Origin of the sequence: Frankia gtarii (assembly GCF_025403375.1) — a bacterium.
In the GTDB taxonomy this organism is placed as follows: Bacteria; Actinomycetota; Actinomycetes; order Frankiales; family Frankiaceae; genus Frankia; species Frankia gtarii.
The window spans coordinates 1-12697 of the sequence record NZ_JAMPTM010000197.1 but is presented as its reverse complement, the minus strand read 5'-3'; the positions used below and the strand labels follow the sequence as shown (position 1 = coordinate 12697).

10 protein-coding genes are annotated in these 12697 nt (G+C 72.5%); 6 read left to right on the top strand and 4 right to left on the bottom strand.

Features of this window, described 5'->3' with window-relative positions; translation table 11 throughout:
• On the top strand, positions 1–1166 hold a 1166-nt coding region (locus NBZ83_RS23185; RefSeq protein ID WP_261575785.1), incomplete at its 5' end, for a cytochrome P450.
• Between the two features lie 44 nt (positions 1167–1210).
• Here NBZ83_RS23185 and NBZ83_RS23180 read toward each other — a convergent pair.
• Both NBZ83_RS23180 and NBZ83_RS23175 read right to left on the bottom strand, forming a co-directional pair.
• Complete coding sequence (locus tag NBZ83_RS23180; protein WP_261575784.1) at positions 1211–3538, bottom strand: N,N-dimethylformamidase beta subunit family domain-containing protein; 2328 nt, start codon at positions 3536–3538, stop codon at positions 1211–1213.
• The gene (locus tag NBZ83_RS23175; protein ID WP_261570914.1) at positions 3535–3894 is read right to left on the bottom strand and encodes a N,N-dimethylformamidase alpha subunit family protein; all 360 of its coding nucleotides are present in this window, start codon (positions 3892–3894) and stop codon (positions 3535–3537) included. The genes NBZ83_RS23180 and NBZ83_RS23175 overlap by 4 nt, the downstream gene beginning before the upstream one ends.
• A gap of 385 nt (positions 3895–4279) precedes the next feature.
• Between NBZ83_RS23175 and NBZ83_RS23170 the strand changes: the two genes are divergently transcribed.
• Complete coding sequence (locus NBZ83_RS23170; protein WP_261570913.1) at positions 4280–4648, top strand: hypothetical protein; 369 nt, start codon at positions 4280–4282, stop codon at positions 4646–4648.
• Positions 4649–4996: 348 nt separating this feature from the next.
• Here the strand turns inward: NBZ83_RS23170 and NBZ83_RS23165 are convergent, their stop codons facing one another.
• The gene (locus NBZ83_RS23165; RefSeq protein ID WP_261570912.1) at positions 4997–6076 is read right to left on the bottom strand and encodes a helix-turn-helix transcriptional regulator; all 1080 of its coding nucleotides are present in this window, start codon (positions 6074–6076) and stop codon (positions 4997–4999) included.
• A gap of 365 nt (positions 6077–6441) precedes the next feature.
• Between NBZ83_RS23165 and NBZ83_RS23160 the strand changes: the two genes are divergently transcribed.
• The 3 genes from NBZ83_RS23160 (at position 6442) to NBZ83_RS23150 (ending at position 9476) form a co-directional block, all read left to right on the top strand.
• Complete coding sequence (locus NBZ83_RS23160; RefSeq protein WP_261570911.1) at positions 6442–6885, top strand: nitroreductase family deazaflavin-dependent oxidoreductase; 444 nt, start codon at positions 6442–6444, stop codon at positions 6883–6885.
• Between the two features lie 80 nt (positions 6886–6965).
• A complete protein-coding gene (locus tag NBZ83_RS23155) occupies positions 6966–7622 on the top strand; it encodes an isochorismatase family protein (protein WP_261575783.1) in 657 nt (218 codons plus the stop codon).
• Positions 7623–7991: 369 nt separating this feature from the next.
• Complete coding sequence (locus NBZ83_RS23150; RefSeq protein WP_261575782.1) at positions 7992–9476, top strand: glycoside hydrolase family 27 protein; 1485 nt, start codon at positions 7992–7994, stop codon at positions 9474–9476.
• A 15-nt stretch (positions 9477–9491) separates the two neighbouring features.
• On the opposite strand, the gene NBZ83_RS23145 is transcribed toward NBZ83_RS23150, so the two are convergent.
• Positions 9492–9842 carry a hypothetical protein gene (locus tag NBZ83_RS23145; RefSeq protein WP_261571201.1) on the bottom strand — a complete coding sequence of 117 codons (351 nt, stop codon included), beginning with the start codon at positions 9840–9842 and terminating at the stop codon, positions 9492–9494.
• Between the two features lie 253 nt (positions 9843–10095).
• On the opposite strand from NBZ83_RS23145, the gene hrpB reads away from it, so the two are divergent.
• Positions 10096–12697 (top strand): ATP-dependent helicase HrpB (gene hrpB, locus NBZ83_RS23140; protein ID WP_261575781.1); only part of this gene is annotated, 2602 nt, incomplete at its 3' end.

Below are 12697 nucleotides of genomic sequence, written 5' to 3'. Positions count from 1 at the left end.
CCCTCGACCCGCCCGCGCAGTACACCGAGCTGCGCGAGAACCAGCCCGTCATCAAGGCACGCTTCCCCAACGGCTCGACCGGCTGGCTGGTCACCCGCTTCGAGGAGGGCAGCCAGGTCTTCAGCGATCCCCGCTTCAGCGCGAAACGCCGCCGCCACGACGCCCCCGAGGGCGAGCAGGCCGAGACCGGGGACGATGCGCCGTTCGACGCGGGCTTCGTGATGATGGACGAGCCCGACCACGGCGCCTACCGGCGGCTGCTCACCGCCCGCTTCACCCCCAAGGCCGTGCAGACCAGGCTCCAGCCCTACCTGGACAGGATCGTCGAGGAGCACCTCGACGCCATCGCCGCCGGACCCGAGACCTTCGACTTCGTCCAGGCCATGTCGCTGCCCATCCCGTGCCTGGTGATCTGCGAACTGCTCGGCGTCCCCTACGCCGACCGCGACGGTTTCCACCACGCCACCGAGACGATGATGGACATGGGCGTCAGCCGCGCCGAGCGCGACCGCGGGGCCCACTGGCTGGTCGACTACGTCACCGCGCTGGTCGCGGACAAGCGCCGCTCCGGTGACACCGAGGGCATCCTCGCCGAACTGATCGGCAAGGCGGACGCCGAGGGGTCGATCCTGACCGAGCGCCAGCTCGTCGGCCTCGGCGTCCTGCTGCTGTTCGCGGGGCACGACACGACGGCCGCCATGATGGGCCTGTCCACGCTCACCCTGCTCACCCATCCCGACCAGCGCCGGGACCTGATCGAGCGCCCCGAGCGGATCGGGACCGCGATCGAGGAACTCATGCGCTACCTGACCATCGTCCAGTTCGGCCTCGGCCGGGTCGCCGTGGAGGACCTGGAGCTCGGCGGCGCCCACATCGCCAGGGGCGAGCTGGTCGTGGTCGCCATGAACGCCGCCAACCGCGATCCCCGCGTGTTCGCCGACCCCGACGCCCTCGACCTCGACCGCGCCATGGTCCGTCACCTGGGCTTCGGCTACGGCGTCCACGCCTGCCTCGGCCAGAACGTCGCCCGTGCCGAGCTGAGGACCGTCCTGCCGGCGCTGTTCCGGCGATTTCCCGACCTGCGCCTCGCCACCCCGCTGGCCGAGGTCCCGATGGACTTCACCGGCACCAACTACGGCGTCCGCCAGCTCATGGTCACCCGCTGAGCAGCACGGCGGCACCGATCCGGACTCCCGATCCGGACTCCCGGTCAGGCCGTCGGGCGGCGACCCAGCCGATGTCGGTCGACCGGGTGGCCGGACCCCTGCTTCAGGAAACGATCGAGAACGTTGGCGGTGATCCGCGAGACGTTGTTGTCACAGTCGTTGTGCGAGAGGCTTCCCGCCCAGGCGATCGAAGACGTCGAAAAGACAGCACCGCCGGACTCGGTCTCGAACAGGGTCATGTCCGCCCGGACATCCCGGTGCTCACTGCCGCCGAGCCCCGGGTACATGAACCCGATCTCCTCCACCACCAGCAGGTAGGAGTCGTCGTGGTACTCCGAGGATGCGAGCAGGTACGTGCCCGGCGGGGTGCCGAGGCGGACGTCGGCACGGTCCAGTTCCTGGCCGGCCGCGCCGCCGCGCTCCAGCCCGAAGTCGCCGATCAGCTCCTCCTCGCCCACCCCGGAGAAGACCCAGGACACCTTCGCGTCGGCACTGTCCGGCATCCGCCGGTAGTACGAGGACCCGGTGAACCCCTCCGCCGTGAACCCGGCGCCGAACACCTTCTGCGGTGCGCGGCCGCGGTTGCGCCACAGCCCGCCCTTCTCACCGGTGGTGGAGTGCAGGGTCTCCCCGGGCGCGGCCTGCCAGGCCCGGGAGCCGGCCTCGCCCTTGCGGACCTCCATCACCCAGGGTTTCTCGGGGTGGAAGGACACGACCCAGTAGAACCCGTTGCCGCCCATGTACATCACGCGCCCGCCGCCGCCGATGTAGTCCTCGTACGCGTCGAGCATCGGCTCGGAGGTGTACTCGGGATGAGTGCCGGTCATGACCACCCGATACGGCCGCATCGCCGCCACGCCGCGCCTGTGGACGTCCTCGTCGCAGATGACGTCGAAGTCGTATCCCTTTTCGGTGAGCCAGTTGACGAGATAGAGATCCGCGGGGAACTGCCACGTCCCCATGTGTGTGAACCGGTACCGCGGGCGCATGTTCAGGATCGGCCGGCGCCGCGAGGTGTAGGCGACGCCGCTGCCGTCGGCATGCAGGTCGTAGGTGGATCGTCCGAACACGCCGTGTTCGAGCTGGAACACGTCCAACGGCTGTACCAGGGGCGTGTGGCCGCCGACGGCCTGCCCGAGAGGTGAACCACTGGACAGGTGCTCGTTGGCGTAGGCCTGGTAGCTGGCGGTGGGCAGCAGCAGGGCGATCGACTTCTCGTGCCCCGGGGCCGGGCCGACCAGGAACGGCACGTGGTCCTCGAAACCGTCCGCTCGCAGCCGCAGGGCGTACACCCCCGAGGGCAGGTCGGCGCCCACCGGCAGGGTGCAGGTCGCCGCCCAACCGGTGTCGTCGACGTCGTCGCAGTGAAGATGTACCGCGCCGTACAGCTCGGGGTGCGCCGTCCAGTCGTAGGAGGAGCCGTCCCAGTTCTGGGCGGTCACGGCCCGGGTGGGCATGTTCACCAGCCTGCCGGTGGCCCGGGTGCCGCCGTCGGTGCCACCACCGGGGCGGATCTCGGTGCTGTCGATCCGGGCGGACAGATCCCACCAGGCGGTGAGCCCGTCGGTCACCGTCGGCGCGTTGCCACTGGTGGCCAGCCGGCGCACCTCGCCGCCGGTCAGGGCCCGCCGGTAGACCGCCGGGAGCGCGATCTTGCCGTTGTACGCCCCCCGCACGACGGCCCCGTCGGTCGTGTCCAGGGCGCCGAGGAGCAGGTCGACCGCCGGGATCTCCGGCGGGCCGCCCAGCGCGCCGGAGACCTGCACCACGTCGTTGGCCACCAGCCTGCCGAACCGGCTGTTGTACCGGTTCACCACCGGCACCGCGGTCACGGCGGCAAGGCCGGTCGCGCCGTCCCAGCTCGCCGCCAGGGCGTACCAGGTGGCGGCCCGCAGGCCGGCGGGCGCGGTGAGGCAGCGGGAATCCCGGCCCGCGCCGAAGACGACAGCGGGCCGCAGCCCCTCGGTCAGTACCAGCGCGACACCCGTCGATGTGGCGGCGTCCCAGGCGGACAGCACCGGCTGCCGGGCCCCGTCGGTGGTGGGCTGGACGAAGGCGAACAGGGTCAGCGAACCGTCCGGTGAGCGCAGGATGTCGCGGGCGCCGGGAAGCCGACCGTACGACCCGACATGTGCCGGCTGGTCCAGGAGCGGGTACACGCCGTTGACCTCGGAGTCCAGCTCCGTTTCGCGAAATCCCGGGCCGCCTGGAGTGGTGTCGCCGTGGCGCAGCCGGACGAGGTCCGCTCGAAAGGTTTCGGCCCCCTGTCCGCTGACCCGGAAGGTCAGTTCCTGACCGGGGCGGACGATGATGTCGTCACAGTAGCCGAGAATCCAGATCGGGAAGGAATCCGCAACCCCTTCGCCGCTCACGCGACGACACCGAAGACCTGTCGGAGCCGGCGCAGGAAAACCGCGTGTACCGCCGCGCCCTCGGTCGGATAGGGGCCGGTGACCCGTTCGGTACGCAGACCCGCCGGGGCGGTGGTGAAACGGGATACGTACCACCTCTCGTCGCCGCCGTACTCGACGATCAGCTTTCCCGGAATGGCGAACGATCCAAGGTAGGTGAGGACCCGGCGGAGCGCGTCGCTGTGCTGGCCAAACGGCTGGTGCTCATGCTCCGCAATGAGTTCGGGTGTCAGCGTCGGCCGCAGGTCGACGTACATGCGTTCGTGAAAGCGGGCGGCGACCATCCCGTCGAGTGTCTCCTGGCTGGACAGCGGCACTGTATCCCTCCTCGCCATCAGAACCCCTCCCGCGGCGCCGGGCGGCCCCACCCCGGGGGGTTGTACCCGGCAGCCCGCAGAAGCAGTCGGCAGCGCCCGTATCGACCGAGATGCGCCAGCTGGACGGCGCGGAGCGGAACCACATCGGGGCGATCTCCCGGCCGACGGCGTCCACGGCCCACCGCCCCGGTGCACGGGGCGGGAATCAGGTTCGCAGCCACCCACAGGTTTACCGGCCCGACCCGGAATACCTCGACATCGGCCGCGGTATCCGCGCGGAGAATGCCAGCGGGCCCGGCCGGGTGGTGGTGGCGTGTGAGTTGTTCGACGACCGGGTATACCAACCATCACGCCGGCATGTATTCGATGGCGTCGGAGGTGTGCCATGCGCGGACTGTCAAAGATCAAGGCTCTCGTCCTGATTGCCGGGACCGGAGCATCACTGGCCATAATCCCGTTGACACCAGCCAGTGCCGGTACGATCAACAATCCGCTGACGGTGACCGGAACCGTCAGGTGCAAGCCCCCCGGCTCCGCCGAATCACTGAAGATCACCGGCGGCGGGGAGGCACACGGCACAACCGTGGGTTCGGGCGGACAGTTCTCGCTGTTCTTCAGCAACCCGCAGCTTCCCAGCGCCGCGATTGCCCAGGTGCGATGCGATGTCGCCGGCATCAGGACCTTCCGGAGCACGCCCTTCTCCCTGCAACGACCGGTGACCGGGCAGACTCTCGTCGTGAACCTCGTAGCCTGACCTGACCAGCCGGGCAGACGGATGGTGCGCACCCGAGTGGGGGCGCACCATCCACTACCCGGTGAGTGACACGCCCTTACGTAGTTTCCCGAGCACGGCGACCATGCCGCCGCGAAACGGTTCGCCGTCGAATCCCAGGAGGTCGCAACCCGACTCGGCCAGCACCACCGGCAGCAGGCGGAGCGCTTCGGGATCGTCGCGGACACCGAGACCGGCAAGCTCCCCTCAGCCCACCAAGTGGACCGATCAGCCGCAATTCGTCCACGCTAAATGTCCTTCTATGTCAACGCGCGCGGCGCGACGACGCACCCACCGCTCGCGGGCCGCCGCCGGGGGAGGATCCGCGCGTCACGCGGAACGCCCCTCGGCGCCGAGGATCGCCATCAGCTCCGGCCGGGAACCGACCTTCACCTTGGCGAAAATCGACTTCATGTGATCGCGCAGGGTGTGCCGGGAAATCCACATCCGCTCGGCGATCTCATCGGTCTTGTGGCCGGCGATCAGGTATTCGGTCACCTGGCGTTCCCGACCGGTCAGGCCGTACAGCGCGAACAGCAGAGGGAGCATCTGCGCCGGCCCGGCGGGTTCGAGCATCACCGCCGTGCGGGGCGACATGCCTGCGCCGTCCACGAGGACGTCGGCGTGCACGAGCAGCCATCCCCACGCAGGCAGTCGCAGGCGCAGCCTGGCGGCCCGCGGCGGCACGGCGGCCATCGCGTTGGCCTGTGCCTGGAGTGCGACGACCGCGATCGGGATCGGCGTCTCACCCTGCGACGGGGGCGACATCCGGTGGATCCACCGGTCCGCCTCCCGCGTGGTCGCCTCGATCCGGCCGGCCCCGTCGAGCACAAGCATGCCAGGCCGGCCGGCGAAGGCCACGGTGGGCGGATTGCGCGCGAGGGCGACCCGCAGACCGCGGCCGAGCTCGCCCGCCACGGCCGCGACGTAGCGCACCTCCTCGGGCCTGAAGTCGGGTATGTCCGTCGCCCGGGTCAGGCAGCCGACGGCCCAGGTGGCGCCGCCGTCGCGGGCCAGCAGGCGCATCTCGTCGTTCAGCCCGTTGGGCGCGTGGACGCTACGGTGGCGAAAGCTGAGATCCAGGTCTCCGCCGGTCGCGGTGGCGAGCGTCGCGGCGGCCCGTCCCACCCGGTCGAGTTCCGCGAACCGGTTGAAGTCGCCCCCGGCAAACTCGTTGCTCGCCTTGGTGGCCCCGACGCCGAGGCCGGACGTGTCCACCGTGAGCAGATCCGTGGGCAGCAGGGTCTCCGGGTCGGTTATCGCCCATGTGCCCATGTCATAGGGCACGACGCGGCGAACCTGTTCGGCGACTTCCCGGACCAGGTCGGACGGATCCAGCCTTTGGCGACACAGCGTCGCGATCCTCGCACGGACCACGTCGGCGTTGCCACCGAGGGGAAGCTTCGGCACATCACGACGTTACCGCCGCCACGGCGCCATTCGATACCCCCCGCCTGTGGGGGACGTCGGCAAAAATCCCCAGGCGTGGGGATGGGCGGACCGGTGCACGCCCACAACGATGACGGAAAGGCAATCACAAGGAAGGCGTCCAGGAGTGGACATCAGCCATGAGTAACACCATCACCGCAGCGGACCGCCGGGTAGCCGCCTCCTCTGAACCCGGCACGAAACACGGGTGGGTTCTCGCCATCATCTCCTTCGGCAGACAGTCGTTCGACAGACGGTAGGGAGATCGCGATCATGTCCAGGCCGAGCATGCGACCGCAGATCTTGGCTGCCGCAATGGAGTCGTTGACCAAGGGTTTGGGGAAGGTATGAGCAGTCGAAACTGGAACGAGCAGAACCGGCTGGTCATCGAGGAGTTCCGAGCCAACGCAGGGAAGGTCGGCGGCTATTTCGCCGACAAGCCGCTCCTACTGTTGACAACAACGGGGGCGAGGACCGGAGCGTCACGCACCAACCCGCTCGGCTATCTCGCCGACGGCGACCGCTACGTGGTTTTCGCCTCCGTCATCGGGGAACCGACCAATCCCTCCTGGTATCACAACCTGCTCGCCAACCCGGACGTCACCGTCGAGGTGGGCATCGAGGTCCTTCCCGCCACGGCGGTCGTCGCCACCGGGGACGACCGCGCTCGTCTCTACGAGCGGCACGCCGCCCACCACCCCCAGTGGGCCATCTATCAGACCAGGACAACACGCCAGATCCCGGTGATCACGCTGGCCCGCCGTCGTACACGGGATCCGGGCAGGTGGTAGGACTGAACCGGTAAGCGATGTACGCCAAGGTTCGGGCGCGTCGGTCGCACGCCGAGGGACCGGACGTCCGTGGGGGTGCGATGACCACAGGCACGAACCGGACGTCGTGGCCGAGGACCGGGATCGAGCCGACCGCGACCGCCGTCGTCTGTGTTGAGTGCCAGCGCGGGGTGATCGGAGACGATTCGATCCTCCCCGCGCTGAACACGGTTTCGGGTGCACTCGTCGACGGGCTGCGCCGGCTCCTGCCGGCCGCCCGCGCCGCCGGCGCGACCGTGGTCCACGCGACGTTCCACGGGACGGCCGGCGCGCACGATCCCGGCAGCGCCCCGCTGTGGCGGGCGATCGCCGGGCCGACGGCCGACTGGTCGGCCGGCCATCCCGACACCGAGATCCTGCCCGAGCTGCTCTCCCCGGCAGACCTGATCATTGCCCGCCGCCACGGGTTGTCCCCGACCTGGCGGACCGAACTGCTGCCGGTCCTGCGTGGCCGCGGGGTGCGCACGATCGTGCTCGCGGGCGTCTCGGTCAACGTCGCGCTGCTACTCGCGGCGGGCGAAGCCGCCCAGGAGGGGTTCGGGGTCGTGGTGCCGCGCGACGCCGTGGCCGGAACCCCGGCCGACTATCCCGCCGCCGTCCTGCGCCATTCGTTCGGACTGCTGGCGACGGTGACGACGGTGGCGGACCTGACCGCCCACTGGCAGGACACCGCATCCCCGGCGATCCGGAAAAGCTGACCCACGGTGCCCGACTTACCCGTGCCACCCGACCCACCCGCGGCCCCCTCGCGCTCGTCGACGAGGCGGCGTTGGGCGCCTTCCTGACCGACGTGATGCCGCCGTACCGGGAGCTGTCGGTGAGCCTGCTCGGACGTGCGGGTGCCCGCCGCCAACCTGCTCGGGGCACGCGGCGACGGGTTCGTCGCGGGCCAACGAGCGCTTCGCCCACGGCTCGAAGCTGATCGACAAGGGCGAGATCCGCCGCCACATCGCCGAGTCCGCGGCCGCGACGTCAGCCGCGCCCCCTGGGCCGTGGACTGACGGCGGTAACCGGGCCGTCGGCGTGGGGCGGGTTCGCACGCACATCCGACCGGCAGGATGGTGACCGTGACCGTTGCGGGTCCACGGTCGTACGCCGCGGACGAGCCTCCTGTCGAGGGAGCCTTTCCCCGGGGCTGTGGCGAGGCGCGTGCCACCGCGGCCCTCGGCCTGCTGCTCGGATGCCTGCTGGTCGGATGCCTGCTGGTCGGATGCCTGCTGCTGGTGGGCCTGGGCGGCGACGGGGGCGGCGGCGAGCTCGTCGTCGGCTCGGCGGCGAACCGGCAGGTCTCCGCGGGGCTCGCCCGCACCCCGCCGATGGGCTGGAACAGCTGGAACGCCCTCGGCGGCCAGGTGCGCGACGGCGACCTGCGGGCCGCCGCCGACGCCCTGGTCAGCTCGGGGATGCGCGCCGCCGGATACCGGTATGTGATCGTCGATGACGGGTGGATGGCGCCGACCCGCGGCAGCGACGGGCGCCTGGTCGCCGATCCCGAGCGGTTCCCCGCCGGCATCGCCGCCCTCGCCGCCTACGTGCACGCCCGCGGGCTGAAGTTCGGCCTCTACGCCTCCCCCGGCCGCACCACCTGCCAGGGGCTGCCCGGCAGCTTCGGCCACGAGGCCACCGACGCGGCCACCTTCGCCGCGTGGGGGGTCGACTATCTCAAGTACGACGCCTGCGGCTACCCGAACCTGCGCCCGGCCGGCACCGACGCCCGCAGGTGGCTGATCTCCGGCTTCGCCCGCATGCGCGCCGCGCTCGACGCCACCGGCCGGCCCGTCGTGTTCAGCATCAACCCGTCCTCGGACGGCGATCCCACGGCCGTGCGGGCGTGGACCTGGGCGCCGCGGGTCGCCCACCTGTGGCGGGTCACCAACGATCACGCCCCCTGCTGGGCGACCACCGAGCCGATGGAGGGCTACCCGGACGTCTGCACGACGGACAACCTCGACGCCGCCCGCGCCTGGGCGCCCGACGGCGGCCCCGGGCACTGGAACGACCTGGACATGCTGGCGATCGGCCTGACCCCGGCCGCGGTCAATCCCGTGGTGCGCCAGCTGGCCGGCCTGGCCACCGGGACCTCGGCGGCCTCCCTCGACGACACCGAGGCCCGCGCCGAGATGAGCATCTGGTCGATGCTGGCCTCCCCGCTGCTCGCGGGCAACGACCTCACCCGGATGACCGCGACGACGGCCGCGATCCTCACAAACGCGGCCGTGCTCGCCATCGACCAGGATCCGCTGGGCGCCGCGCCGATCCCGGTGCCCAGCGGCGACGGCCTCCTGCTGTGGACCCGGCCGCTGGCCGACGGTGACACGGCCGTGCTGGCCGTCAACCGGAGCGACTCCCCCCATGCGGCGACCCCCACCGGGGCCGAGCTGGCCCTGCCGGCCGCCGCCGCCGGCTACCGTGCCACCGACCTGTGGACGGGCACGATCACCACCATCGCCGACGGCGCGCTGCCAGTGGCCCTCGCGCCGCACGCCGCCGCCCTGTTCCGCCTCACCCCCGCCGGCCGCGACGTCCGCCGAGTTCCGCAGGCGCAGCACTGACCACCCGGCGGCGGCTCACTGCGGCCAACGGGCGCCGGGCTCCCACACCGACATGACAACACTGGACATGTCCAGGGTGTCGCTCAGTGGCAGACGCCCGTCGCCCACCCGGGCCAGGAACTCCCCGAACACCTTCGCCGGATCGTCGTCGAGCTCGTAGACCGCCAGGTGCCGTTGTGGCAGACGACCGTCACCGGGCTCGACGTCGGCGGGCGGGATGTCCGGCCGGACCCGGTAGCGCTGGGCGGCGACGACGCCGGGAACCTCGCAGACGTCCCGGATGTGCACCTCGTCGTACCACTTGTTGTACTCGTCGTCCCGCCCGTCGACGGGATTGCTCAGGACCAGGAAGAGCGCGTGGGCCACGTCCGGTTTCCCCTCTTCGGCGAGAACCGGCCGTCCCAGGACGCCACCGGTGTCCGACGACCGGGACACTAGCGACCACTCGCCGCACCGTCCATGACTTTCTGGCAGATGACTGCCAGAAAGTGGCGTTGCGGCCGCTGCCATCTCCGTGCCCTCCGGCCTGCGCCGCATCTCCTGGCACCCGCCGCGGCTCCCGCCACGTTCGGCGACTCCCGCCACGCTCGGCGTCGCCGCACCCGAGGAGACTGGGTGGATGCTGCCCGATCGCGCGGTCATCGGGGCGGACCTGCCCGTGCGGGACGTCCTGCCCGCGCTCACCGCCGCGCTGACCGGCGCCGGCCGGCCCGGCCCGGGCGGGGTCGCGGTGCTGGTGGCACCGCCCGGCACGGGCAAGACGACGCTGGTCCCGCTCGCGCTCGCCGACGAGGTCACCGGCCGGGTCGTGGTCGCCCAGCCGCGGCGGATCGCGGTACGGGCGGCGGCCCGGCGGATGGCCTGGCTCGTCGGCGGTGAGGTCGGCGACGCCGTCGGCTACACGATCCGCGGGGAACGCCGGGTCGGGCCGTCCACCCGGGTCGAGGTGGTCACGACGGGAGTCCTCGTCCGGCGGCTGCAACGCGACCCGGAGCTTCCCGGGACCGATGCGGTGATCCTCGACGAATGCCACGAGCGCCATCTCGACGCCGACCTGGCGCTCGCGTTCCTGCTCGACGTCCGCGCGGCGCTGCGGCCCGATCTGCTGCTGCTCGCGACCTCGGCGACCGCCGACACCCCGCGGCTGGCCGGCGTGCTCGGCGCACCCGGCCTGCCCGCCCCCGTCGTCGGCGCCGACGCCGCCCTGTTCGACGTCGAGGTGGTCTGGGCTCCCCCGCCGGGACCGATCACGCCCGCGCACGGCCTGCGGGTCGACCCGCGGCTGCTCGACCACGTCGCCGCGATCGTCGGGCGCGCCCTGCACGAGACCTCCGGGGACGTGCTCGTCTTCCTGCCCGGCGCCGGCGAGATCGCCACGGTCGCCGGCCGGCTCGCGGGCCACCGCGACACCGTCGACGTGCTCACCCTGCACGGCCGCCAGTCCGGCGGGGCGCAGGACGCGGCCCTGCGCCCCGGGCCACGGCGCCGGGTCGTGCTGGCGACCGCGGTGGCGGAGAGCAGCCTCACGGTGCCCGGGGTCCGGGTCGTCGTCGACGCCGGTCTGGCACGGTCCCCCCGCATGGATCATGCCCGGGGGCTGGGCTCGCTGGTGACCGTGCGGGTGTCCCGATCCTCCGCCGGGCAGCGCGCCGGGCGGGCCGGGCGCGAGGCGCCGGGCCGGGTCTACCGCTGCTGGTCCGCCACCGAGCACGACCGGCTGCCCGCCCAGGGCGAACCGGAGATCGCCGTCGCCGACCTGACCGGCTTCGCCCTGGACCTCGCCGTCTGGGGCCATCCCGGCGGCGTCGGCCTCGAGCTGCTCAGCGACCCACCGACGGGCGCGATGGACGCCGCCGGAGCGTCCCTGCGGGCACTCGGCGCACTCGACGACACCGGCCGGGTGACGCGGCGAGGACGCTCGATCGCCGCCGTCGGGGTCCACCCCCGGCTCGCCAGCGCCCTGCTCGACGGCGCTCCCGTCGTCGGCGTGCGGCGCGCGGCCGAGATCGTGGCGATCCTGTCGGGCGACGGTCCCGCGAGCGGCGGCGGGCCGGGCTCGGGCTCCGACGATCTCCTCGCCGCCTGGCGCCGCCTGCGGGGCGACGCCGACCGGGCCGCCTCCGCCCGCTGGCGCGACGAGGCCCGGCGGTTGCGCTCGCTCGCCGGACCCGCCGGACCCGCCGGACCCACCGGACCCACCGGACCCACCGGACCCGCCCGACCCACCGGAGCCGCGGCCCCCGCCGCGGGCGGATCGCCCGCGGGGGCCGTCACCGACGACCTCGCGGCGGGGCTCGTGGTCGGGTTCGCCTTCCCCGAACGGCTCGCCCGGGCCCGGGTCCCGGGCGGCACGACGTACCTGATGGCCGGGGGCACGGCCGCGGAGCTGACCGCCGGCTCGGCGCTCACCGGCGCGGCCTGGCTCGCGGTCGCGGTCGCGGACCGTGGGGCCGGGCGCACGTCGGCGCGGGTGCGCCTGGCCGTCGCGCTCGACGCGGCGACCGCGCGGGAGGCGGGCGGCGTTCTCCTGCGCACCGTCGACGAGGTCGCCTGGTCCGGCGGTGATGTCGTCGCCCGCCGCGCGGAGCGCCTCGGCGCGATCGTTCTCGCCGAACGCCCGCTGGCCAGGCCCGATCCGTCCCTGCTCGAAGCCGCCGTGCTCGACGGGCTGCGCCGTGAGGGGCTCGCGGCGCTGCGCTGGACCCGCGACGCGGTGGGACTGCGGGAACGGCTCGCGTTCTGCCACCGCATTCTCGGCGACCCCTGGCCGGACGTCGACGACGCCGCCCTGCTGGGGTCCGCGCCCGACTGGCTGGGACCCGATCTCACCGGTGTGCGCCGCCGCGCGGACCTGGGTCGCATCGACGCCGGGCACGCGCTGCGCCGCCTGCTGCCCTGGCCGCAGGCCGCCCGGTTGGATGCGCTGGCGCCGGAGCGGCTGGAGGTGCCGAGCGGGTCACGGGTGCGCCTGGACTACAGCGGGCCCGACGGCCCCGTCCTACCTGTGAAGGTCGCCGAGGTGTTCGGCTGGGAGCAGGTCCCAGCCATTGCGGACGGCCGCGCCCCCGTCGTCCTGCACCTGCTCTCTCCGGCGGGGCGTCCGGTGGCGGTGACGAGCGACCTGGCGTCGTTCTGGCGCACCGGCTACCCGCAGGTCCGCGCGGAGCTGCGCGGTCGCTACCCGCGCCATCCCTGGCCAGACGACCCCACCACCGCTCCCC

Coding starts and splice junctions, on each gene's coding strand:
- NBZ83_RS23155 (WP_261575783.1), top strand. CDS start 6,966: ATGACCACAGGCACGAACCGGACGTCGTGGCCGAGGACCGGGATCGAG.
- NBZ83_RS23160 (WP_261570911.1), top strand. CDS start 6,442: ATGAGCAGTCGAAACTGGAACGAGCAGAACCGGCTGGTCATCGAGGAG.
- NBZ83_RS23170 (WP_261570913.1), top strand. CDS start 4,280: ATGCGCGGACTGTCAAAGATCAAGGCTCTCGTCCTGATTGCCGGGACC.